This is a genomic window from Paenibacillus sp. FSL W8-0439 (assembly GCF_038008995.1).
In the GTDB taxonomy this organism is placed as follows: Bacteria; Bacillota; Bacilli; order Paenibacillales; family Paenibacillaceae; genus Paenibacillus; species Paenibacillus polymyxa.
Genome location: NZ_JBBPAK010000001.1, coordinates 2092014 through 2116633, shown reverse-complemented (window position 1 = coordinate 2116633; position 24620 = coordinate 2092014). Strand labels below are relative to the sequence as shown.

At 45.8% G+C, this 24620-nt stretch carries 24 protein-coding genes and 2 pseudogenes; 1 reads left to right on the top strand and 25 read right to left on the bottom strand.

The annotated features are described in order from the left end of the window. Positions 1-12: 12 nt before the first annotated feature. From hslV to MKX36_RS09310, 7 genes are all read right to left on the bottom strand, one after another. Positions 13-555 (bottom strand): ATP-dependent protease subunit HslV, encoded by a 543-nt coding sequence (hslV, locus tag MKX36_RS09340; RefSeq protein WP_013370669.1) that lies wholly within the window; start codon positions 553-555, stop codon positions 13-15. A 26-nt stretch (positions 556-581) separates the two neighbouring features. Beyond that, the gene (gene trmFO / locus MKX36_RS09335; protein ID WP_117289526.1) at positions 582-1922 is read right to left on the bottom strand and encodes an FADH(2)-oxidizing methylenetetrahydrofolate--tRNA-(uracil(54)-C(5))-methyltransferase TrmFO; all 1341 of its coding nucleotides are present in this window, start codon (positions 1920-1922) and stop codon (positions 582-584) included. A gap of 27 nt (positions 1923-1949) precedes the next feature. Next, on the bottom strand, positions 1950-4052 hold the full coding sequence (gene topA, locus MKX36_RS09330; RefSeq protein ID WP_016820944.1) for a type I DNA topoisomerase: 2103 nt from the start codon (positions 4050-4052) through the stop codon (positions 1950-1952). Positions 4053-4267: 215 nt separating this feature from the next. Next, positions 4268-5386, bottom strand: a complete 1119-nt coding sequence (gene dprA / locus MKX36_RS09325; RefSeq protein WP_025364647.1) for a DNA-processing protein DprA — start codon at positions 5384-5386, stop codon at positions 4268-4270. A gap of 227 nt (positions 5387-5613) precedes the next feature. Then, positions 5614-6543: a succinate--CoA ligase subunit alpha gene (sucD, locus tag MKX36_RS09320; protein ID WP_044785596.1), complete on the bottom strand. Its 930-nt coding sequence runs from the start codon at positions 6541-6543 to the stop codon at positions 5614-5616. A 49-nt stretch (positions 6544-6592) separates the two neighbouring features. Beyond that, on the bottom strand, positions 6593-7753 hold the full coding sequence (sucC, locus tag MKX36_RS09315; protein ID WP_016820942.1) for an ADP-forming succinate--CoA ligase subunit beta: 1161 nt from the start codon (positions 7751-7753) through the stop codon (positions 6593-6595). Between the two features lie 340 nt (positions 7754-8093). Then, complete coding sequence (locus MKX36_RS09310; RefSeq protein ID WP_016820941.1) at positions 8094-8564, bottom strand: MarR family winged helix-turn-helix transcriptional regulator; 471 nt, start codon at positions 8562-8564, stop codon at positions 8094-8096. A gap of 147 nt (positions 8565-8711) precedes the next feature. Between MKX36_RS09310 and MKX36_RS09305 the strand changes: the two genes are divergently transcribed. Beyond that, positions 8712-9140 carry an organic hydroperoxide resistance protein gene (locus MKX36_RS09305; protein ID WP_013309874.1) on the top strand — a complete coding sequence of 143 codons (429 nt, stop codon included), beginning with the start codon at positions 8712-8714 and terminating at the stop codon, positions 9138-9140. Between the two features lie 278 nt (positions 9141-9418). Here the strand turns inward: MKX36_RS09305 and MKX36_RS09300 are convergent, their stop codons facing one another. From MKX36_RS09300 to trhA, 18 genes and pseudogenes are all read right to left on the bottom strand, one after another. Continuing rightward, the gene (locus tag MKX36_RS09300) at positions 9419-11038 is read right to left on the bottom strand and encodes a YifB family Mg chelatase-like AAA ATPase (protein WP_019686984.1); all 1620 of its coding nucleotides are present in this window, start codon (positions 11036-11038) and stop codon (positions 9419-9421) included. A gap of 220 nt (positions 11039-11258) precedes the next feature. Continuing rightward, a pseudogene (locus MKX36_RS09295) lies at positions 11259-11421 on the bottom strand (EscU/YscU/HrcU family type III secretion system export apparatus switch protein); the annotation flags it as partial. Positions 11422-12565: 1144 nt separating this feature from the next. Next, positions 12566-13104: pseudogene (locus tag MKX36_RS09290) on the bottom strand (magnesium chelatase domain-containing protein); the annotation flags it as partial. Positions 13105-13268: 164 nt separating this feature from the next. Further along, positions 13269-13820, bottom strand: a complete 552-nt coding sequence (locus MKX36_RS09285) for a nitroreductase family protein (RefSeq protein WP_031463315.1) — start codon at positions 13818-13820, stop codon at positions 13269-13271. Positions 13821-13973: 153 nt separating this feature from the next. Then, positions 13974-14357 carry a YraN family protein gene (locus MKX36_RS09280; RefSeq protein ID WP_340866091.1) on the bottom strand — a complete coding sequence of 128 codons (384 nt, stop codon included), beginning with the start codon at positions 14355-14357 and terminating at the stop codon, positions 13974-13976. Beyond that, positions 14357-14656 carry an EscU/YscU/HrcU family type III secretion system export apparatus switch protein gene (locus tag MKX36_RS09275; protein WP_016819285.1) on the bottom strand — a complete coding sequence of 100 codons (300 nt, stop codon included), beginning with the start codon at positions 14654-14656 and terminating at the stop codon, positions 14357-14359. The genes MKX36_RS09280 and MKX36_RS09275 overlap by 1 nt, the downstream gene beginning before the upstream one ends. After that, on the bottom strand, positions 14653-16773 hold the full coding sequence (locus MKX36_RS09270; protein ID WP_340864569.1) for a DNA ligase: 2121 nt from the start codon (positions 16771-16773) through the stop codon (positions 14653-14655). Before MKX36_RS09270 ends, MKX36_RS09275 begins: the two co-directional genes overlap by 4 nt. A gap of 90 nt (positions 16774-16863) precedes the next feature. Further along, the gene (locus MKX36_RS09265; protein ID WP_080561206.1) at positions 16864-17511 is read right to left on the bottom strand and encodes a ribonuclease HII; all 648 of its coding nucleotides are present in this window, start codon (positions 17509-17511) and stop codon (positions 16864-16866) included. Between the two features lie 208 nt (positions 17512-17719). Further along, positions 17720-18580, bottom strand: a complete 861-nt coding sequence (ylqF, locus tag MKX36_RS09260) for a ribosome biogenesis GTPase YlqF (RefSeq protein WP_026065473.1) — start codon at positions 18578-18580, stop codon at positions 17720-17722. A gap of 87 nt (positions 18581-18667) precedes the next feature. After that, positions 18668-19294 (bottom strand): signal peptidase I, encoded by a 627-nt coding sequence (gene lepB / locus MKX36_RS09255; RefSeq protein ID WP_016819281.1) that lies wholly within the window; start codon positions 19292-19294, stop codon positions 18668-18670. Positions 19295-19395: 101 nt separating this feature from the next. Beyond that, the gene (gene rplS, locus MKX36_RS09250; protein WP_007429998.1) at positions 19396-19740 is read right to left on the bottom strand and encodes a 50S ribosomal protein L19; all 345 of its coding nucleotides are present in this window, start codon (positions 19738-19740) and stop codon (positions 19396-19398) included. 227 nt (positions 19741-19967) lie between these two features. After that, complete coding sequence (gene trmD / locus MKX36_RS09245; RefSeq protein ID WP_340864568.1) at positions 19968-20783, bottom strand: tRNA (guanosine(37)-N1)-methyltransferase TrmD; 816 nt, start codon at positions 20781-20783, stop codon at positions 19968-19970. Next, a complete protein-coding gene (rimM, locus tag MKX36_RS09240; protein ID WP_045243861.1) occupies positions 20783-21298 on the bottom strand; it encodes a ribosome maturation factor RimM in 516 nt (171 codons plus the stop codon). The genes trmD and rimM overlap by 1 nt, the downstream gene beginning before the upstream one ends. 97 nt (positions 21299-21395) lie before the next feature. Beyond that, the gene (locus MKX36_RS09235; protein ID WP_013370648.1) at positions 21396-21626 is read right to left on the bottom strand and encodes a KH domain-containing protein; all 231 of its coding nucleotides are present in this window, start codon (positions 21624-21626) and stop codon (positions 21396-21398) included. 23 nt (positions 21627-21649) lie between these two features. After that, positions 21650-21922, bottom strand: a complete 273-nt coding sequence (gene rpsP / locus MKX36_RS09230; RefSeq protein WP_013370647.1) for a 30S ribosomal protein S16 — start codon at positions 21920-21922, stop codon at positions 21650-21652. Between the two features lie 69 nt (positions 21923-21991). Further along, a complete protein-coding gene (gene ffh, locus MKX36_RS09225; RefSeq protein WP_017427912.1) occupies positions 21992-23368 on the bottom strand; it encodes a signal recognition particle protein in 1377 nt (458 codons plus the stop codon). Positions 23369-23419: 51 nt separating this feature from the next. Further along, entirely contained in the window at positions 23420-23788 is a 369-nt protein-coding gene (gene ylxM, locus MKX36_RS09220) for a YlxM family DNA-binding protein (RefSeq protein WP_025364639.1), read from the bottom strand. 166 nt (positions 23789-23954) lie between these two features. Beyond that, positions 23955-24605, bottom strand: a complete 651-nt coding sequence (trhA, locus tag MKX36_RS09215) for a PAQR family membrane homeostasis protein TrhA (protein WP_013370644.1) — start codon at positions 24603-24605, stop codon at positions 23955-23957. Between the last annotated feature and the right edge of the window lie 15 nt (positions 24606-24620).

Below are 24620 nucleotides of genomic sequence, written 5' to 3'. Positions count from 1 at the left end.
CTCAGAGCCGATTTACAATTCTTCCACGATAATCTGACTGTTCGTATACACGCATATTTCCGAAGCAACCTCTAACGCTTCCCGTGCCATGTCCTTTGCTTCCATACCAGAGCCATGACGTTTGAAAGCACGGGCAGCTGCCAATGCAAAATTACCACCTGAGCCAATGGCCAACACATCATCGTCAGGTTCAATAATTTCTCCGCCTCCAGAGATGAGCAGCATCCCGGACGAGTCCATCACAATCATTAACGCTTCCAGCTTGCGTAGTACACGATCCTGCCGCCAGTCCTTAGCCAGTTCTACAGCAGCCCTTTGAAGATTGCCGTGATGTTCCTCCAGCTTATTTTCAAACTTTTCAAACAATGTGATAGCATCGGCCACCGAACCCGCAAATCCCGCAACGACCTGACCACGATACAATCTACGTACTTTTTTAGCCGTCTGCTTCATCACAACACTGTTGCCGAACGTTACCTGCCCATCACCCGCAATAGCTCCTTTGCCATTATGGCGTACAGCACAGATGGTGGTAGCATGAAAGGACATATCCATAACGCGCTCCTCCTTTTCCTTCATCCTTATGCCTGTACTTCTGTTGACATAACTCCCGTTTGGTTGATATAACCGCGCAAACTTTCCAACGCGCGATTTGCGAGAGCTTCATTCTTTTCCTTTTTGTTACGAATGCGTGTCTCCAGCTTTGGAAGAAGACCAAAGTTTGCATTCATCGGTTGGAAATGTTTGAAGTCAGCAGTTGTAATATATCGTGCCATACTGCCTAGTGTCGTTTCCGCAGGAAATACGAACATTTCCTGTCCACGTGCTGCTCGTGCTGCATTTATACCAGCCAGCAAACCTGAGGCCGCCGACTCCACATAACCCTCTACACCTGTCATTTGTCCGGCAAAGAACAGATTACTTCTTCCCTTGAACTGATAAGTTGGCTGAAGCTGCTGTGGAGAATTAATAAAGGTATTGCGATGCATCACACCGTAACGTACAAACTCTGCCTCTTCGAGTCCCGGAATCATTGAAAACACACGCTTTTGCTCCCCCCATTTGAGGTGAGTCTGGAAACCAACCAGATTATATAGCGTACCTGCAGCGTTGTCTTGTCGAAGCTGAACAACTGCATAGGGTAGTTCCCCTGTATGTGGATTTACGAGACCTACAGGTTTCATTGGTCCGAACAATGCCGTTTGTTTCCCGCGCTGCATCATTACTTCGATAGGCATACATCCTTCGAAGTAGATTTCTTTTTCGAATTCCTTGACTTGTGCCACCTCAGCAGTAATCAAAGCCTCATAGAAAGCATCGAATTCCGCTTCGTTCATCGGACAATTTAAGTAAGCTGCTTCTCCTTTATCATAACGGGAAGCCAGATAAACCTTGCTCATATCAATGGAGTCCTTCTCTACAATCGGAGCTGCCGCATCGTAGAAATAAAAATACTCCTCTCCCATCAGCGTTTTGATCTGTTCTGACAAAGCTGGAGAAGTTAATGGTCCCGTGGCAACGACCACGATACCGTCCTGCGGGAGTTCCTGAAGTTCTTCATTAACGACCTCGATCAAAGGATGTTGATGAAGCGTATCTGTAATATGACCGGAAAATCCTTCACGATCCACTGCCAATGCCCCACCAGCTGGAACAGCATGGAGATCTGCCGCACTCAGAACCAAAGAGTTTAGTATTCTCATTTCTTCCTTCAATACGCCTACTGCATTCGTCAGACCGTTCGCGCGCAAGGAATTACTACATACAAGTTCGGCAAATTTATCTGTATGATGTGCGGGTGTTTTTACAACCGGTCTCATTTCATATAATTTAACTGGCACTCCACGGCTTGCAATTTGCCAGGCAGCTTCGCTGCCCGCCAAACCTGCTCCGATGACCGTTACCTTTTGTAGTTCACTCACTTTTAAATCCCCCTGCTATCTTTGTTCTTAAGAAGTCTCTACACTCTCATCGCTCTCTTCCAGCATTTCGCTGTGATCGCAGACGGTGCAGTTGAGCTTCGTCCCCTGTTTAGTACGTTTTTCGACCATTAGGCCACTGCAACTTGGACAAGGCTTAATGGACGGTTTATCCCAGGATACAAAATCACATTCTGGGTAGCGGTCACATCCGTAAAAGACACGTCCTTTTTTACTTCGTCGTTCGACGACATGTCCCTCACCGCATGTAGGACAATTCATCCCGATATCCTTGACAATTGGCTTGGTGTTACGGCAATCCGGGAAGGCAGAGCAGGCCAGAAATTTACCAAAGCGGCCTAGCTTATATACCATTTGACTGCCACACTTGTCACAGATAACGTCGGATACTTCATCCTTGATCTCAATTTCTTTCATTTCTTCTTCAGCCACTTCCAGGCGCTTTTCGAATGACTCATAGAAGTCGCTCAACACCTTGACCCAATCACCTTCGCCCTCTTCGACGTGGTCAAGATCACCTTCCATATTCGCAGTAAATTCTACATTCAGAATCTCTGGAAAAAATTCTTCCATCTGCTCAATGACCAACTCTCCCAGCTCGGTTGGGAAGAATTTCTTTTCCTCAATAGCGACGTAACCGCGCTTCTGAATGGTTTCCAGGGTCGGTGCATACGTGCTCGGGCGTCCTATACCCAATTCCTCCAGTGTCTTCACCAGTCGTGCTTCCGTATAACGAGGAGGCGGTTGTGTAAAATGCTGCTTCGGTTCAACCGATTCCTTTTTCAGCTTATCGCCCGGCTGAAGTGGGGGCAACAGCTTATCTTCTTCGGTTTTACCGTCGTCATTCCCCTCCACATACACTTTCATGAAGCCTGGAAAGCGAACCTTCGAACCGGCTGCCCGGAATATCGTCTCGCCTGCTTCAATATCAACGGACAAAGTATCCATAATAGCCGAAGCCATCTGACTCGCCATAAAACGTTCCCATATCAGTTTGTACAATCGGAACTGGTCTCTACTCATAAAAGGCTTAACGGTTTCCGGATCACGCAAGGCGGAGGTTGGACGAATCGCTTCATGCGCATCCTGAGCATTAGCCGATTTTTTTGAATACTGACGAGGACTTTCAGGCACAAAATCTTCGCCATATTTTTGAATAATGACCTCTTTCGCTTCCTCTTGAGCCGAAGTAGCGATCCGTGTGGAATCCGTACGCATATACGTAATCAGACCCACAGTCCCTTCTTTACCTAAATCCACACCTTCATACAGCTGCTGCGCTACAGACATGGTTTTAGATGCCCGGAAGTTGAGCTTTCGAGCCGCCTCTTGCTGCAAGGAACTTGTTGTGAATGGAGGAGACGGATTGCGTAAACGCTCCTTCTCTTTCACATCGCGCACCTTGTAAGACGATTTTCCGATAGCTTCTAACACTTCTTGTACATCCGCTTCGCTAGAGAGCTCTTTCTTTTCGCCGCGTAGCTTATGGAATTTCGCTTCAAAAGTGCTGTCCTTAATAGCTAGTTTAGCTGTTATCGTCCAGTATTCTTCCGGTACAAACTCATTGATCTCGTTTTCCCGGTCCAAAATAATTTTCACTGCAACCGACTGTACACGCCCAGCTGACAGACCCTTTTTTACCTTTTTCCAGAGCAATGGACTAATTTTGTAGCCGACAAGTCGATCCAATATCCGTCGTGCCTGCTGCGCATTGACCAAATCCATATTGATCTTGCGTGGGGTTTTAAAAGCATCTTTGACGGCCTGCTTCGTAATTTCATTAAACACCACACGACAATCCGCCGTATCGTCCAGTTCCAGCGCATGCGCCAGATGCCAAGCAATAGCCTCACCTTCGCGATCCGGGTCAGCCGCCAGATATACTTTTTTTACTTTTTTTCGGGCATCCTTTAACTCTTTTAGAATGGAGCCTTTACCTCGAATGGTAATATATTTGGGATTAAAATCATTTTCGACCTCTACGCCGATCTGGCTCTTAGGTAAATCCCTGATATGACCCATGGAAGCCTTGACGATATATTTGCTGCCTAAGTATTTGCCGATCGTCTTCGCCTTGGAAGGCGATTCCACGATGACGAGTGAATCCGCCATAGGCTCTTCCTCCTCTCAATTACACACATGAATATGATAGACTTCCTGAAATGTGGTGAGTATAGTTCGTTAGTGCGAGCTATAAATTCAACACATTTCAGGAAGTGGGGAAGGAGTAGGTATCCGCGATGCGGATAAACGCCATTTTTCCCTCCACCTATGATTAAAATTGAATTTTGCGCATTTACTAACTAAGGATTTGACAAAAACAACTACTAAATAAGCTTGTATTTTGTGCCCGCTAGCTGAGCGATCCTTTTTTTTATGATTAACGATAACAGAACTGCGTGTAAAAGTCCAAAATCCCATGCCGTAGCATCAAGCAGTTCATCCAGTGTCATGGTTCCTTGTTCCAGCAGCACCACCACACGATTTTCCTCAGAAGTCTCACTTTCTGATGCTTTGGAGACCTTCTTAAGATTAAGACTCTGTTCTCTATTGTATGAAGAAACCTGCCTTGTACGCAAATCTGCTTCATACTCCTCAATAATATCCGAAGCCTCAGTGACCGTTTTGGCTCCTTGCTTAATCAAGTTCAGCGTGCCTCTACTCTTCGGTGACGTAATGGGCCCAGGAACAGCAAACACATCTCGATTTGCCTCCAGCGCAGCATCCGCTGTAATCAAGGAACCGCTCCTAGCGTCTGCTTCGACAACGAGTGTCCCCTTCGTTAAACCGGCAATAATGCGATTACGTTGTGGAAACATCCCGGGATGCGACCTCGTACCTGGAGGATACTCCGATACGATCAGACCTTTACTAACCATCTCTGCAAACAAAGAGGCATTTTGGGGAGGATAAATTTGATCAATCGCTGTTCCAAGCACACCAATCGTGTTGCCTCCCCGGCGTAGGGCTGTTTCATGGCAAATACTGTCAATTCCTCTCGCTAATCCACTCACTACTGTAATCCCTGCATTACATAATTCCTCTGTTAGTATCTCCGCTGCTCTTCGACCATACGCAGTAGGAACGCGAGTTCCTACCATGGCTACAGAACATGTGTGCAAAAGTGATTTATCCCCTTTTGTATACATTACCCAAGGTGGGTCAACTGTTTCCTTCATTAATAGGGGGTAATCTTCGTCCACATAAGTTACCATACCAATATCACTCGATTGAATTCGCTGATATCGTTCATGTACCCATTCTTCATCGTAACACTGTGCCGCAATGCGTGCCTGGTTGGGACTTAAGCCTATCTCAATCCACTTTTGTTCGCTAAAATGCAGTAGCTCATGCAATCGATAATCACTCGACCAAATACGCTGAATTGTTCTTCTTCCGATTCCTTCTAACTCATGTAGACCTAATAAAAGCCATCTTTCTTCCAAACTGTGGTTCCCCCATTCATGGAAGAGTGAACCCTTCCTTATTTTGTGGCACAATGAATCATTTTGCAAGCGTTTCCCTGACAAGCCTGTCTTAACGCAAAAAAAGCAACCTTTTCATCCCCTGTTTCAGAAGATAAAAAGGTTGCTTACCTTTCTTTCATTATACACTAGCCAGCAGCAAATTTCGATGCTGATTTACAGCCTGTATATTAATGAAGAAACACGATTTAATGTGTCGTACACAGATTCAAAATACCACGCGCTTCCAACACACTTACCAGTGTCGAGCCCATTTCGGAAGGAGTCGGCGCCACCTTGATCCCGCAGGCTTCAAGCGTAGCAATCTTCTCTTTTGCCGTTCCCTTTCCGCCAGAAATAATGGCGCCTGCATGCCCCATCCGTTTGCCTGGAGGCGCAGTCACCCCACCGATAAAGCCAACCACCGGCTTCGTCATATTGTCCCTGATCCACTCGGCAGCCTCTTCCTCGGCTGTACCACCAATTTCTCCGATCATAATGACAGCATGAGTGTTGGGGTCCTCATTAAAGCGATGTAAAATATCAATAAATTCTGAACCTTTAACTGGGTCACCACCAATACCAACCGCGGAAGATTGACCTATACCTCTAGTGGTTAACTGATGCACTGCCTCATAGGTCAAAGTACCACTACGTGACACAACGCCTACATGACCTGGCAGATGAATGTAACCTGGCATGATACCAATCTTACACTCTCCTGGCGTAATAACACCCGGACAGTTAGGGCCAATTAGAACGGTCTTTTTGCCTTCCATAAAACGTTTGACCTTGATCATATCAAGCACCGGAATCCCCTCTGTGATACAAATCACGAGGTCCAGTTCCGCATCCACAGCCTCCAAAATGGAATCCGCTGCGAAAGCCGGCGGCACGTAAATGACGCTAGCAGTTGCGCCTGTAGCTTCCTTGGCTTCGCTTACTGTATTAAACACTGGCAGTTTGACCTGTTGCCCGTTTTCCAGTATAATTTCTACCTCGGTGCCTCCCTTACCTGGAGAGGTGCCACCTACCATCTGTGTACCGTAATCAAGTGCACCTTTGGCATGGAACAACGCCGTTTTTCCCGTAATCCCCTGTGTAATCACCTTTGTATGCTTATCGACCAAAATACTCACGATCTTCACATCCCCTATCGTTTATTCGGCATATCGGAATGCAAACAGGCTATTGAACAAGTTCAACGATTTTTTGGGCACCATCGGCCATGGAATCGGCTGCCACAATATTCAAACCGGATTCCGCTAAAATCTGTTTGCCGAGCTCAACATTCGTTCCTTCAAGACGGACAACAAGCGGTCGAGTCAGCCCCAACTGCTTGGCAGCCTCCACGACGCCGTTCGCAATGATGTCACACTGCATAATCCCGCCGAAAATGTTGACGAAAATACCTTCTACCTTCGGATCGGACAAAATGATTTTGAACGCTTCGGTTACCTTTTCCGTTGTTGCACCGCCTCCAACGTCCAGGAAATTGGCCGGATCGCCACCGTAATATTTGATAATATCCATCGTGGCCATCGCCAAACCTGCACCATTGACCATACAGCCAATATTGCCGTCCAGAGCGATATAGCTTAGATCATATTTAGATGCCTCAATTTCCTTCTCGTCCTCTTCATCCAAATCACGCAATTCCAGAATATCCTTATGACGGAACAACGCATTGGAATCAAAATTCAATTTGGCATCCAGCGCCATTACATTCCCATCACCCGTAACGACTAGGGGATTAATTTCTGCAATCGAACAGTCCTTGTCCACAAATGCTTCGTAAAGCGCCAGCATAAACTTAACCGCTTTATTTACCAGCTCATTGGGAATATTAATCTCATACGCCAGTTTACGAGCTTGATACACCTGAAGCCCAATTGCTGGATCAACAACTGCTTTAAAAATCTTCTCCGGAGTAGCCGCAGCCACCTCTTCGATTTCCGTACCGCCTTCTTCGGAGGCCATCAATACGATGCGTCCAGTCGCGCGATCCACGACAACGCCTACGTAATATTCTTTGCGAATATCACAGCCTTCCTCAATCAAAAGGCGTTTGACTTCTTTACCTTCAGGTCCGGTCTGATGTGTCACAAGCACCTTACCCAAAATTTCAGAAGCGAAAGTACGCACCTCATCCAAACCTTTGGCAACTTTTACGCCACCCGCTTTACCGCGTCCACCAGCATGAATTTGTGCTTTTACGACCGTAACAGCGCTTCCAAGCGTTTCTGCCGCAGCAACGGCTTCTTCCACCGTGTAGGCAACCTTGCCGTTCGGTACAGCCACTCCGTACTGCTTTAATACTTCTTTACCCTGATATTCATGGATATTCATTCTGGAATCCTCCTATCAACATGACTGCAACAAGGGCGGTTCACAAGGAAATCTATACTAAACCTACATCATTGTAACATGTTTTTAAAACGCTTTCCTTATAATTTAACCTCATGAATTACAGTATTTTGATATCATTATCATTCCCAAAATCGAATGTTTGGATATTATTGGATTTTATTTTTTAATACAAATTCACACAAAAAAAGCACCTCCGCAAAATGGGATTACCTAATCCGCAATGAGAGGTACTTTATTTCATTAGAATTTAAGGGCATTTTTCTTTCAGTTAACAACAACTCATGTCGTAAGAATTCGCAAGAGCAACTGAAAGTATCTATTATGATTTTTCAATCTGTACATTCGCTTGATGAACACGATCAAGCAGATCATTAAACTGAAGCAAAAGCGACCCAAATTGATCATGAGTCATACTTGTTTTTTCCTGTATACATCCTGGTACAGACAGGGCTTTATCCCGCAACGCTCTTCCCTCTGTCGTCAAAGAAATCAGCACCTTACGCTCATCTTGAGTGGAACGCTTTCGATCGATCAACCCGGCATTCTGTAACCTCTTTAATAGTGGAGTTAGTGTGCCAGAATCCAAATATAACGCCTCACCCAATTCCTTCACTGTACACTCTTCACGCTCCCAAAGCACGATGAGCACCAAATATTGCGAGTACGTTACACCAAGCTTTTCCAGATAAGGCTGGTACAGCTTTGTAATCTCTCTGGAGCATGCATATATGGCAAAGCATAACTGATTATCAAGTTTCAACGCTGCATCTTTATTAAAATTGTTTTCCATGCTGTCTAGTCACCTGCTTTCGTCATTATTTTAGCACATTATATAACAAAATACATTCTAATTGCCTAAAATACTTTACAAACTAAAATTATTTTGATAAATTAAATTGTGTAAAGTATAAATTGAGCGAGAGGCAGTGATTGGATTATGATGACCATTCAACAAAAAATGTATGAAACAACAGTAAAAGCAGTTGGTGGGCGTAACGGTTATATCGAGTCTTCTTCCCCTGAACTTCGTTTAGATATTGATACTCCAAAAGAAATGGGTGGCGCTGGTGGTGCAGGTACAAATCCAGAGCAGCTGTTCGCCGCAGGCTATTCTGCTTGCTTTGACAGTGCTTTAAATATGGTGGCTCGCATGCAGCGTGTAAAACATGAAGGTACCGAAGTCACAGCTACGGTCCATTTTGGCAAAGTCGAAGACGGTGGCTTCGGAATCGGAGTAAACCTCGACGTTCTGGTCAAAGGCGTAGATCATGAAACTGCGGTAAAACTGGTGGAAGGCGCACATGAACAATGCCCATACTCCCGCGCTACCCGCGGTAATATTGAAGTGAAACTGAACGTTTTGTAACTCAGAGTTAGAATGAAATTCACAACAAGCCCCTCAACCGTATTGGTCAAGGGGCTTGTTGTTTTTCCATCAAGTAACATGGGAGATGATGCATAATCGTATATACGAAATTGATATACTCATAGTATAATCACTATTGTCATAATCTTTTTTTCTTCTCCAGGTCTTTTTGCCTGGAGCTTTTTTTGTCCTTTTTTCCGTTTTCTCTCGTACACATATCCTTTGGAAAACTTTTCCTTAAAAATGATCGTACTGTATCTGCTAATTTTATCGCCTTTTTACATTTCGGATAAATTGGCGCTTGCTTTATCCATATGGCGGTATTGAATAGCTTCAGCCACATGTGAAGTCGTAATTTTCTCTGACTCATGTAAGTCTGCAATGGTGCGGGACAGCTTGAGAATTCGATCATACGCACGCATGCTTAAACCAAGTGCATCCATCGTCTGATTAAGCAGCTCCGCTGCATTTTGATCTAATACTGCATATTTACGCAGCATCTGACCGGACAGCTCACTATTCCATGAAAAAGGAAGCTTACTGTATCTGCGGATTTGTATTGCTCGAGCAACCAACACCTGCTTTCTCATGTCAGCAGACGACAGGGATTCTTTTTCCTCCCGCCAGTCCTTTGGTTGTGATACCTCAAGCTGAAGATCAATTCGATCCAGCAATGGACCGGAAATACGTGAACGGTATCGAGCTACTGCTGTAGGTGAACAGGTACAGCGCTGATGTTCCGTGTTATTGCCGAAAAAGCCACAGTGACACGGATTCAAAGAAGCTGCAAGTAAAAAATGCGCCGGATACTTAAATACAGCACGTGAACGACTGATTGTCACATGGTGGTCTTCCAGGGGCTGCCGCAGCACTTCTAGCACATGGCGGCTAAACTCTGGCAACTCATCTAGAAATAAAATCCCTCGGTGTGCAAGACTGATTTCTCCTGGTTTGGGTATGCCTCCTCCGCCCACCAATCCAGCAGCAGAGATTGTATGATGAGGCGCACGGAAGGGACGAACATGCATGAGATGAGGCGAGGACTCCTTCCATTTTCCTGCTGCGCTGTATACCTTGGTCACTTCTAGCGACTCCTTTTCAGTCAAAGGCGGTAGGATAGAGGGCAACCTGCGGATGAGCATCGTTTTTCCAGCACCCGGTGGTCCCATAAGAAGAATATTGTGCATTCCTGCTGCAGCGATAACTAATGCACGTTTGGCGTGTAGCTGACCCAGCACATCGCTGTAATCCTCCATATTACTGGCTAGTTCTTCTTGCTCGCACAACGGTATATGCTCTGCTTGAGGTAAATGGTCATAGGAATGGATTATAACTTGCTTACTGGCAGTACAATTTTGATCGGTCACTTGGCCGTCTGGGATGCCTTGTGCATGATCATTAACTGGGATAAGATCCGCCAGATGGTGTATAGCGTAAATACGTATATCCGTAATTAGACGTGCCTCGCTTGCGTTTTCCTGAGGAAGCAGCACGGAATCGAATCCCTCTCGCTTGGCCAGATCAACCATGGACAACACCCCATTTACAGAACGAATGCTGCCATCCAGCGCCAGTTCGCCAATAAACAGCGTTCGTTCCCCCACTGGCAAAACAATCTGTTCACTGGTTGTCAGCAAGCCTAAAGCGATGGCAAGATCAAAAGATGAGCCTTCCTTACGCAAATCAGCAGGAGCTAAGTTAATCGTGATACGCTGGGATGGATATTTGAATCCGCAGTTTTTGATTGCTGCTCTCACACGCTCTACTGCCTCTCGAATGGCTGAATCCGGCAATCCGATTATCGCGGTTTGAGGCAAGCCATTGGACAAATCAGTCTCAACTTCGATCAGAACGCCATCTATCCCATATAGACACGCTCCATGTAATTTTCCATACATATCAAAAAAGCACCTCTCCTCATATTGAAATGTCCCTCTCGGGAATCATTGCCTATATGAAAAAAGGTGCTTCCAAATTTTCATTCATTGCAAATATAATGTTTTAAATTTAGCTCTCAATCCTAATTTCAAACCCTCAACTAAGCTTATCTGACGACAGATTATTTGTCAATCAAGGTTAGCTTATCGGCTGCTGGAGTACGTGGTCTTGATTCCGGGGTTCGTCCAAATCAAGTTTGGACAGCACTTCAACCAGCGCAGCATCCTCCTGAACAGGAACCATGTTCTTTGGCTTTTTCTAAAATGCTATCCGTAATGCGACCGCTCCCCTTGGCAACGACAATCGGCGTTTCGCTCTCACCGGGCGTATATTTAAGGGCGACCTGCGGATGAGCATCGTTTTTCTAGCACCCGGCCGTCCCATAAGAAGGATATTATGATACATTTTCACGCATTGAAAAACCAAGTAATATCAAGGGTTTGACGATACTAAGCGGTTTTCCTTTCGGTGGGAGATCGCTTTTTTCTTTTAGGCTCTATTAAACACATTTGTGATTTTCTTATAATTTCATAAATACTATCAATTTAAAATTTATCAGGAACGATGTATTGTCGAGTTTACTTTCCACGATGATGTAACTCTAAAAAGAAGACAAGTAAGCCGTCTACCTTTGGGTCGGCGCGAAGAGGAGAAGCCGAAGGCTTGACGAGCGTGTCCTATTGCCGTACGCGGGAGTGCGATTTCCATTCTTTATTGATTTTCTTTACCCTAACTAAAGGATGGATCATCATGGATAACTGCGTTCTCCGATAGATAAGTCTGATGAGAAATTGAAGGAACAAAAAAACCTTAGAGGTCAGGACTTTTTGCTCTGTGCGCTGCCGCGAATTCGACATTTTATTTCCACGTAGTGGCGGGAGTTTTCAGTTTTCACCCGTGAGAAGTGCGTTCAGCAGGTCTGAACGATTAGAAAACCACGACTGAAAGTCGTATATTGAGGGGACTACCCCAGCCAGTATTCCCACGTACAATTACTATACCGTCGTCATGCGGAACGACGTTATGGATCGTCATGGTAGCAGCTCCTTGAAACGGCTTAACTTGACCGCCAAAAATACCAATTTCCGTGATCGAGACAAGTACCCTACTTGAGGAATTAACAAACCCAGCCAGGTTCAAGCGACTTTGGAACAAATTCGGACCTACATTGTTGAGACTAAAAATGAATGCGGTACCTGCTTTAGTTCTTAGGCGACGCGTAGGTTTCAGAATTTTTCTAGAAGAATTTACTTTTCCCATTCGAATCAACTTCCCTTCTTTTGTAATAATATAGAATATGCTAGTTTTTATAGAACCGAAACAGACAAACAGATTGGAAAAAATGACCATCTTTATCAGTAGCAATAAAAAAAGCCCCGCGAAGTCAGGGCTATGCTCGTAAACTTGATTGAAGTGAGCGAACGAAAAACGACGGAGAGCTGCTCAAGCGGATTGCCACGCTACAAATGAAGATTAAGGAACTCCATCACTTGGCCGTCCGGAGTGCCTTGTGCATGATCATTAACCGGAATAAGATGCACTAGATGGCGTATGACGTATAGCGTAAATACGTATATCCGTAATTAGACGTGCCTCGCTTGCGTTTTCTTGAGGAAGCAGCACGGAATCGAATCCCTCTCGCTTGGCCAGATCAACCATGGACAACACCCCATCACAGGACGAATGCTGCCATCCAGCGCCAGCTCGCCAATAAACAGCGTTCGTTCCCCCACCGGTAAAACACCTGCTCACTGGTTGTCAGCAAGCCTAAAGCGATGGCAAGATCAAAAGATGAGCCTTCCTTACGCAAATCAGCAGGAGCTAAGTTAATCGTGACACGCTGGGATGGATATTTGAATCCGCAGTTTTTGATTGCTGCTCTCACACGCTCTACTGCCTCTCGAATCGCTGAATCCGGCAATTCGATTATCGCGGTTTGAGGCAAGCCATTGGACAAATCAGTCTCAACTTCGATCAGAACGCCATCTATCCCATATAGACACGTTCCATGTAATTTTTTATACATATCAAAAAGCACCTCTTCTCATATTGAAATGTTCCTCTGGGGAATCATTGCCTATATGAAAAAAAGTGCTTCCAAATTTTCATTCATTGCAAAAAAATATAATGTTCTAAATTTAGCTCTCAACCCTAATTTCAAACCCTCAACTAAGCTTATCTGACGACAGATTATTTGTCAATCAAGGTTAGCTTATCGGCTACTGGAGTACGGGATCTTGATTCCGGGATAACATCAGGATAGCCTGCATATATCATTCCAATTACCTTCTCACCTGGTTGAATTCCCAAGCAATCACGGAACTTAGGCGAATACAGAAATGGTTTTGTCACCCAAAACGTTCCGATTCCTTTGCTCCATGCAGCAAGCATAAAGTTCTGTACAAGCGCGCTGACCGCTGCAAAATCTTCATCCCAAACCGCTTGACGCGGGTCTTCTTCCATCACCACTAAAAGCTGTATCGGGTTGTGTAAAATCCCACTTTCAAACTTGTTATCCTTACCGATATCGGCGGCAATTGCCTCTGCAAGCTTTCTCCGTCCCTCACCAGCAAACAACAGAAAGCGCCACGGTTCACGCATTTTATGATTAGGAGCCCATACCGCGACGTCCAGTAGTTCTTTAATCGTATCTACCGGGATAGAGTCAGATTTGAATCGTTTAATCGTCCGGCGTTCCTGAATTACATCTATGACATGTTCACTAAAGGTATGCTTTGTCACGTAAATCCTCCTTCACAGGTACAACGACTAGATATTCATTATAGAATGAAAATGATAACTATTCTCAATAAAATATACCTGCAGCTTTCCTTTCTGTCAACCTGTACATATGAATTCAGTCCTGCGCTCCAACCTTCGTAAGTTCTTACTCTTTTAAAATGCATCTATAAAATGGTCCGTAACCACAGCCGTTTCATCAGATAATCGTACAGAAATCATATCAAAACGAATTGGAGCATCTCCAATTCCGTTCATATGCAAGTATACTGCGGCTGTTTGACGAACCTGGGTGATTTTACGCGGAGTAACTGATTCTGCTGGTGTTCCATATTTGGAGCTACTTCGGCTACGTACTTCAATAAACACGAGTATGTGCTCCTGCCTGGCAATCAGATCTATTTCCCCACTGCGGCATCGCCAATTGCGGTCTAGGATACGATAACCCAGGGTTTCTAAAAACAAAGCTGCAGCCTCTTCTCCCATTGCTCCTTTGGCTTTCCGTTGATCCTTGCCTCTCGTCTTCATGTCATACTCCATCACCAGTCATCTCTTGGAGCAAGCCGATCCATTTGATAAATATAGGTTAGCACCTCTGCTACCAACTGATAGAGTTCAGCTGGGATTTGCTCGTCCAAATCAAGTTTGGACAGTACTTCAACCAGCGCAGCATCCTCCTGAACAGGAACGCCATGCTCTTTGGCTTTTTCTAAAATACTGTCCGCAATGCGGCCGCTCCCCTTGGCAACGACAATCGGCGCTTCGCTCTCACCGGGCGTATATTTAAGGGCGACCGCCTTCTTCATGGAAGGTGAAGGAGGTTCCAAGGGCTCTTTCATATTTTAAGATCGACTCCTTTGTACGGCTGAGGCACATAGCTTTGTACCTCGGAAGAGGCAGGGCTGCTCTGTTCAGTCCTTACGGGCATAGGCTCGGTTCGCAACGTTAGAAGTTGGTAGCCTAGCGACTCCAGCGCGGTGCGAATGGACTCACGTCCACTGGTTAGCAGCGAAGCCGCCCAATCCTGATCATTATGAAGCTTGAGACTTACAATCCGATCTACAACCTGCACATCCACCAGCGTCGGACCAAGCCCTTTCATGTCCAAATCAAACCAAAGTCGACAGTTGGAGGCATCCAGTTCTCCGCGTTTGCCGCGGCGGGACTGAATCTGGATTGTAGCTGTTTCACGACCGTCCGGTCCAATAAACGGTATAAACATATGCACTTGTGCAAAAGGCGCCGTTCGGTCTGTATTGAGCAGCAGCTGCTGGCCTGTCAGGTGCTGTACAACCTGCTGTGCCGCCTCTTTCAAAGCAGGCGGCAGGTCGTCACTGCTCATTAGCTGGAGTAGTGCCCCTTTTACGGTGTCTGCGGCCGCTGACACGGAGTCGTCTGCCGTAGCCGCTAATCCCGGCAGCGTCTGCCGCACTCCCTCGGGCGGCTCCGTACGTGCCGCCGTCCCTTGCGCGAGCTGTGCAGTCGAGCGGTGTACCTGCTGCTCGTGCTCTGCACCGAGTAGCTTCAGCACGCGGCCTACCCACGGATCCTCCATAGGGCTGATCTTCGTGCTCGTCGCCGTAGGCTGTGAAGCGGTAGCATCTACCGTACGCGAAGCGCCAGCCGCTGGCTGCGCTACCTCTCCCTTGGACTGATCTGGCGCAGCCGTGCTCAGTTCGGGTGGCACTGCTGCACGCAGCTCTTGCAGCAGTAGACGCAGCCGCTGGATCGGAGCCTCCGTAGCAGCGTTGCCCGCCGTGGAGGGCGGCGCAGAGCCAGCTGCTGACTGTGCAGAAGGACGGTCTGCCATGACTACGTTTAAGGCAGACTTCGCCCCCGCAGGCTCTGCCGTGGCCGGAGCTGGAGCACCATCGGCATCCTTAAGCTGCGTACCTGCCGCAGTAGCTTGCTGTTGTTGCTCGGCTTTGACGCGGGAGCCGTTTAATGCGTCAGCAGCGCCTGATTTAGGCGCATTTGCACCAGCGTCCAATACCACTGTCGCTCCTCGTCCGCTAACTGCTTTCGGTTCTTCTGAAGCAGTCCCATTGGCTGCAAATGCAGTAGATCCCGCCGGAGTATCCGAATCTGTAGCCCAAACACTCGCTTCGCTCACTGTAGCAGCAAGATTGGCTGCCTGAGTCCCTTTTAACAATTCCTTGCCGCCTGTGGCTTGTTGTCCCGTTTCTGCCTGCTTTGCAGTGGCAGAGGCAAAAGCATCCTTCGACAGTGTAAGTGCTTGGCCTTCCTCTCCATCTGCAATCACCACAGAAGAAGTACCTGTTGGACTAGCTGACGTTCGGTCAGTGCTTTTTATTGTTGCTTCTCCTACTGAACGGTCAGTGGGCGTTCCCTGTCCTTGCTGCTTTAACACCGCTTCAAGTTCTTGCTCCAAGGAAGACAATAGATCATTTAAAGGAGGCCCAAACATCGTTTGACGCAATCCATTTATGCTTTCGGCTGTTAATGGGAGTCCCCGCTGAAAGGCAACTGCCGCTGCCTGTACAAATGTGCCCAATTGCACATTTCCGCTTTGCTTCGACAAGGCTTCTTGTAAAGAAGCCGCATTTTCAGATGTCAACGGCACACCATTCTTTTGCATTGCTTGTATAAGCTCTCTGTTCTGAGCTGTATCCGGCAGTCCCACCGATTCCAATACATCTGTCAGCGCTACGGTTTGCTGTGGCATATTGGCAGCATCATTCAGAGGCTTAAGCACAGTCATTCCACTGGAAGAAGCCGGCTGTACCTGAAACGTTGCAGTCTGTCCAGGTTGAAGAGGGGTCTCCAGCTTTGCCCTAACCTGAGAACCCTGTATTTGCAACACTGCCTCGTCGCCGTCCTCAGACACCTTTAATACGACTCCTCTTACGACCTGGCCTGGCTGCATATCAAGTTTTTTCGCCTCTCCCGCCTTCACATCTCCAAGTAATCCACGGAATACAGATCCGATGTTCATATCGCCCCTCCCCTCGCTCTTCCCCTATCAAAAGGGCCTGTAATATTAGATATATTTTATATCGGTATTGTCCTGATTCATAATAAGTACCTACAGATCAAACAACGTCGGTTGCTCGGTTAACAAATTGCCCAGAAAGCTGCGTCTATGCATTTCTGTAGGCCCTAGCGCCAAAATTTGTTCTCTATGCAACTTGGTAGCATAACCTTTATGTATACCAATCCCATATTCCGGATATTTCGCATCCCATTCACCTTTGCATAGCCGATCACGGGTCACCTTGGCAATGATAGAAGCTGCTGCAATAGACTGACTGTTCGCATCCCCCTTAATGATGGATAGCTGGGGAATAGGCACATCTACCTTTTCTGCATCCACAAGTAAATAATCGGGAGACACATGCAAAGCCTCAATAGCCTTTTTCATAGCTAAACGAGCCGCTTGTTTAATATTGATATCATCAATCATCCGCGCGTCTACATGACCAATTCCTACAGCGATTGCCTTCTCCATAATCAGTTCGTAGTAGGCTTCTCTTTTCTTGTCCGTCAATTTTTTGGAATCGTCTACACCCTCCAATAGCTCACCTACTGGCAGAATGACTGCTGCCGCCACAACATCTCCAAACAGACATCCACGCCCCACCTCGTCAATACCTGCAATCCGCTCACAAGATTGCTCCCAGCATTTTTTTTCATAGTGTAGCATGTCCTTTACTGCATTCTCTTTAGCTTCCATATTCAATACCTGCCCATCTTTACGTAGTTTAAGCTTCACTCATGCCGTAGCTCTAGCGATTGAATTCAGCTTACCACATACCTCTACCGTTCAAAACCCTTTTCTATATACCTTTACATACCAAAAAACCTTCCTCCTCTCCGGAGAGAGGAGGAAGGTTCTTCCTTGCCACAAAATGCAATCTTCTGTATCGGGTGTACTAGGATTATCAGTATGGTGCTTCTAAACTGAATCGTCCCAGCTTGCCTGCACGCAGCTCACGCAAAATAATTTTTGACGCCTTTTCGAGATCTACACGCCCGCCACTCACAATACAGCCACGTTTACGTCCGATAGCCTCCATAACGCTCACAACATCATCTGGATTTTCTGTATCCTCAGGACGTTCGGTAAGCTCAAAACGCTCTGCCATGGTATCCCAATAATATTGGACAAAATATTTTGTCGCGAAAAAGGCAATGTCCTCTACATTTAGAATTTCTTCCTTGATCGCGCCTGTAACTGCCAGACGATAGCCGACGTTCTGATCCTCAAATTTAGGCCACAAAATACCTGGTGTATCCAACAACTCAATTTCACCGGTCTTGATCCACTGTTGCGCCTTCGTTACTCCTGGACGATCGCCTGTAGCTGCAATATTACGTCCTGCCATTCGGTTGATCAATGTCGATTTGCCGACATTTGGAATTCCGACAATCAAAGCACGTATAGGACGCGGATTCATTCCCTTCGAAATCTGCCGGTCTATTTTTTCCTTAAGTAACAGCTTGGCCTGAACCGGAATTTCTTTGAGCCCCGTCCCTGTCGAGGCATCCACCGGAAAGGCTACATGCCCCTGCTCCTTAAAGTAGGCAATCCATTGCTGTGATACTACAGGGTCCGCCAAATCTGCCTTGTTCAAAATAATCATTCGCGGCTTGCCTTGCAAAATATCATCAATCATCGGATTTCGGCTGGAAAGCGGCAACCGAGCATCAATCAGCTCAATAACCAAATCAATCAGCTTTAATTTTGCTTCAATTTGGCGGCGCGCTCTGGTCATGTGACCAGGAAACCATTGAATCGTCACCGTCATCACCCCATTGAGCGTAACCCCTACATTTACCCTTAGGCTCCTAGTTAGGGTTACGGCAGCTATGCTGCTTATTAGTTATTTCTAGTGGTTAATCCACTGCATATCTTTCACCGGCCAAAAAATGACATCAGCCCGGCCAACGACTTCCTTCAAATCAATGTATCCAATCATCCGGCTATCTGTACTATTGGAACGGTTATCGCCCATAACAAAAATATGCCCTTCTGGCACTTTTCCATCCTTAAATTTCTCATTTGGAAAATTGGTAAACTTGTTGTAAAGCTCGCCATTTTGATGTGCTTCTTCCAAAGAAGTCTTGAGATAAGGTTCTTGAATCGGCTTACCATTTACTGTAATCGTGTCACCTTCTACTTTGACCGTATCACCCGCAACGGCGATGACGCGCTTGATGAAGTCTCTCTTTTCTTCCGGGACATGGAACACAATTACTTCACCCGGTTTAGGAGCACGAAAATCATACAAAATCTCATTTACAATGACGCGTTCTCCGGTATGAAAGTTAGGCTGCATCGACGGGCCATCCACAATAAAAGGCTTAAAGAGAAGCCAGCGGATTAAAAAGACAAGCACTAACGCAATAATGATGGCCTTGAGCCACTCAAAAATCTCATTTTTTGGTTTACGCTTGGGCGTACCATCCTGATCAGTTGGCTGCTGTACAGCTCCTTGTCCTACTTCTTGTTCCATAGCTCACTGTCCTCTCTTTACGGTCAATAATCCACAGTTCCCTATGTACGTAGAAAAAACGAAAGGAGCTTGTAACCAAGCCCCTTTCGTTATTCGTTGTATTAACGACGAATTTCTTTAATTCTCGCTGCTTTACCGCGCAGTTCACGAAGATAATAAAGCTTCGCACGACGCACTTTACCACGGCGAGCCACTTCGATTTTATCGATTTTTGGGGAATGAAGCGGGAAAGTTCTTTCCACACCTACACCGTAAGAAATTTTACGAACTGTAAAAGTCTCACTGATTCCACCACCACGGCGTTTAATTACTACACCTTCAAACAACTGGATACGCTCACGAGTTCCCTCGATAACTTTCACGTGCACTTTCAAAGTGTCACCAGGACGAAAGTTAGGCAAATCTTTACGCAGTTGTTCTTCAGTAATCGCTTGGACGATATTCATCTATGACTCCCTCCTTCCGTACAGGTGTTCATGTTTCTTCTGGAAACTCTTCCGTTTCCTTCATCATCCACAGAGGACCACCGTATTACACACAACAGATGTATTGTATCATGGAGGTTACCGCATTGCAACAACAAAAAGGGATTTGACCAAACATTATTTAATTGACTTCATTATAAAACAGGTCACCGCCTGCTTTCAAATCCACTCATGTTAATAGTGCTTTATCACTTGTCCCCCGAACGGTCCGATTGGTGCTGCTCCTCAATCCACGCGCGCTCCTTGCTTGTCAGTTCAGCCTGTTCCAGCAAGTCCGGTCGACGTTCCATCGTGCGACGTAACGCCTCTTGTCGTCTCCAAGAGTCAATATTGACATGATGCCCTGATAAGAGTACATCTGGCACTTTCCAGCCCCGAAACTCAGCAGGCCGAGTATAATGGGGGTATTCCAACAGCCCTGTACTAAACGAATCTGTTACCGCACTCGTTTCATTACCTAGCACTCCTGGTAACAATCGTGTCACACTATCGATGACGACCATGGCTGGCAACTCGCCACCAGTCAATACATAATCTCCGATCGAAAGCTCATCCGTCACCAGATGCTCTCGAATACGCTCATCATAACCCTCATAATGTCCACATATAAAAATAAGATGGTCCTCTTTGGCCAGCTCTTCCGCTTTTTTTTGCGTAAAAGTCTCTCCCTGTGGACACATCAAAATAATACGCGGAGTTTTTATGTCTGCGTTATGTTCAGCATCTTCATGTCGAATACCTTCAACGGCAGTTTCAAATGCTGGTTGCTCTGATTTATCCAACAGCTCTTCCACGGCAGCAAAAATAGGGTCAGGCTTCAAAACCATGCCGCCCCCACCACCATAGGGCGTATCATCCACTTGCCCATGCTTGTTACCGGCATACTGGCGAAAATTAACCGCTTGCAGTGATACAATCCCCTTATCCCTTGCTTTTCCCAGAATGCTTGCATTAAAAACTCCATCAAACATCTCTGGAAACAGGGTCAGTACATCCACCCGCATTACAGCAGACCTTCCATTAACCGTACTGTAACCCGTTTTTCACGCACGTTTACATCCAAAATAACATCCTCTATATACGGCAATAGCAGTTCCTTACCTTTAGGCATTTGGACTACCCATACATCATTGGCTCCCGGTGTCAAAATTTCTTTTACCACACCGAGCTCAGCTCCGTCTTCCGTTACTACTTCCATACCAACTACTTCATGAAAATAGAACTCGTTTTCTTCCAATTCCCCTAGCCGCTCAGCAGAGACCTTTAACAAAGTACCTTTATATTTTTCAACATCATTGATGTTGTGATATTCCTTAAATTTCACGATAACCATATTTTTTTGAAAACGCGCTGTTTCGACAGTTACAGGAATCGGTGCTTTACCATCAGCAGGAACAATCAATAGCTCGCTGCCCTTGGCAAAACGATCCTCAAGAAAATCACTTGTCGTTAGTATTTTTAGCTCGCCGCGAATTCCATGTGTATTCACAATTTTCCCGACATTAAACATTTGCTGCATCGTGTTCCTCCTGCATGTGATCGGTTCCGCTCCATATCATCTTCATCATGTACGAAAAAGGGTTAGGACATACATCCTAACCCACTTTCGTATATCTTTAAGATATGATGTCTACGGTAACCCGTTTATCCATCTTAACGGCTGCTGATGCAACCACAGTGCGAAGCGCCTTGGCGATACGTCCCTGCTTGCCAATGATCTTGCCCACATCCTCAGGATGTACACTAAGCTCATACACTACAAGTCGATCCTTCTCCAAGGTCTTCACGGTCACATCATCCGGATGATCGACTAAAGCCTTAGCAATGATTATCACTAATTCTTCCATGGTTGACCCTCCGTATCAGCACCTTATTTCTGTGTTTTAAGCTCATGAAACTTTTTCAACACGCCCGCTTTGCTAAGCAAGTTGCGAACAGTGTCGGATGCTTGTGCACCATCTTGCAACCATTTCAGCGCTTTATCTTCATCAATTTTTACAACCGCTGGTACTGTAATAGGGTTGTAGTAACCGATTTCTTCGATAAAACGACCGTCACGCGGGGAACGAGAATCAGATACCACGACGCGATAGAAAGGAGCTTTATGTGCACCCATACGTTTCAGACGAATACGAACTGCCACGAAAATTCACCTCCTTCAAAAAGTAGACTGTATATTGCTATCCCATAACTCCAAAGGCCTATCGACCTTTTAACGGAAAGGAAACTTCATACCTTTGCCCATACTCTTCAGCTGCTTCAGAGCCTTGTTTTTGCCACCCTTAGGTCCCATCATATCTGAGAACTGCTTCATCATACGGCGCATTTCGTCAAATTGCTTAATGAGACGATTTACCTCAGCCAGCGATGTTCCACTGCCTACAGCAATCCGCTTGCGACGGCTATGATTAATCATGTCCGGGTTTTGCTTTTCCTGTGTAGTCATCGAATGAACGATAGCCTCAATCCGGCCCATCTGTTTGTCATCCACTTTGATGTCTTTCATTTGCTTCATGTTGCCCATACCAGGAATCATATCGAGAATCTGGTCGATCGGGCCAAGCTTCTTAACCTGATCCATTTGCTCCAGAAAATCCTCGAAAGTAAACTCGGCATTGCGCATTTTCCGTTCCATTTCCTTCGCCTTATCAGCGTCGATGTTGGACTGCGCTTTTTCAATCAGGGACAACATGTCACCCATGCCTAAAATCCGTGAAGCCATTCGCTCAGGGTGAAACGGCTCCATCGCATCCAGCTTTTCACCCAATGTAGCAAACTTGATCGGGCATCCCGTCACAGCTTTAACCGACAAGGCCGCGCCACCACGAGTGTCGCCATCCAGCTTTGTCAGTACAACTCCCGTTAACTCAAGGCTATTGTTAAAGTGCTCCGCAACGTTAACTGCGTCCTGTCCTGTCATGCTATCTACAACCAGCAGAACTTCATCCGGTTTGACATTAGTATGGATCTGGCGCAACTCTTCCATGAGTTCTTCATCAACATGAAGACGACCGGCAGTATCTATAATAACGTAGTCATTACCATTATCCTTAGCATGCTGCATACCCTGTTTTGCGATTTCCACCGGGCTTGTCTGGTCTCCCAATGTAAATACAGGTGCATTAATCTGCTCACCGAGAATCTGAAGCTGCTTGATCGCGGCAGGTCTATAAATATCACCAGCTACAAGCAATGGACGATGGTTTTGCTTTTGCAGCAACTTCGCCAGCTTACCTGACGTCGTCGTCTTACCTGCGCCCTGGAGACCCACCATCATGATGACTGTAGGCGGTTTGTTTGCTTTGGCAAGCTTGGCCTGACTTCCACCCATCAACTCGGTCAATTCCTTGTTTACGATGTCGATAATGACCATACCTGGCGTAAAGCTGTCCATCACTTCCTTACCAACGGATTTCTCCTTTACCTTGGCAATAAAGTCCTTTACAACCTTGAAGTTAACGTCCGCTTCAAGCAAAGCCAATCGCACTTCACGCATTGCCTGAGCCACATCATCCTCAGACACCTTTCCTTTGCCGCGCAATTTACTGAATACATTTTGCAAGCGAGTCGATAATCCTTCAAATGCCATACTTTCGCACCTCCTTGTCTACCAGGGTTGTTAGTTCTTCATTTATATATCCTACAATTCCTGCAGGCGATTTACAATTTGCTGGACATGTTGCAATGTCTCCTCATCAGGCTTACCAACTTTACCGAATGCATCATATAGCATCACATTCAGCTCCTCTAAATCTTGGAGTCTACGTTCATGCTTACTTAGCAATCCAAGCTTTTCCTCATACATTTCTAATACCTGTTCAGCACGTTTAATATGTTCATAGACTGCCTGACGGCTAATTTGGAATTCCGATGCAATTTCCCCTAAAGAAAAATCATCATGGAAGTAATATTTTAAAAACATCTGTTGCTTCTCTGTAAGTAGAGGTTCATAGAAGTCAAACAGTCGGTTAATCCGGTTTGTCTTTTCCAGCCGATTCTCCTGACTCATCGTGTATACCTCCATCGTCAAGGAAAAACACTTTACAGTTCTTTTCAACGTTCCTTATCATACATAAAAGAAAAGAAGATGTCAAGCGTTATCCCTTGTCATATAAAAAAAAGCCGATCCGCTACCCTTAAACGGGAAAACAGATCGACTTTTTTGTCCCTCTCATTCACACCCTTACCGGAGTAAGATACAGCAGAACAGCCAAAAAATGAAGTATGCTGCCTGCTAAAACAAACAGATGCCAGATTGCATGGTGATATGGAAATGCTCGCCACACATAAAAAATCGTGCCCAGCGTATACATAAGACCACCTACGAACAATAGCGTCATCCCTCCGGCGGGAACAATGGCCATCAGGGGATTCCAGGCAATGGTAATGAGCCAGCCCATTATAATGTAAAACACAGTAGACATAAACAGAAAGCGTTTGGTGAAGAACGCCTTGAACAGTACACCAAACAAAGCGATCCCCCAAATCACTCCAAACAGCGTCCATCCCAGAGTGCCTCGCAATGCAACGAGCATAAAAGGGGTGTAGCTACCTGCAATGAACAGGTAAATACAAGAATGATCGAATATTTCGAACAAATCCTTCAATTTTCCTTCACGCAGGCTATGAAGCAACGTGGAATTGGTATACAGCAACAACATTGTAATCCCGTAAATTGTAAAGCTTACGACATGCCAAGCAGTTCCTTTCATGCTAGCAAAAACAATGAGCAGCACAAGCGCCGCCACACTTAAAACGGCTCCAATACCATGTGTAATCGCGTTAGCTACTTCTTCCCGTCGGGAATAAGTATAGGTGTTTGCCATCGTTTTTCACCCGGC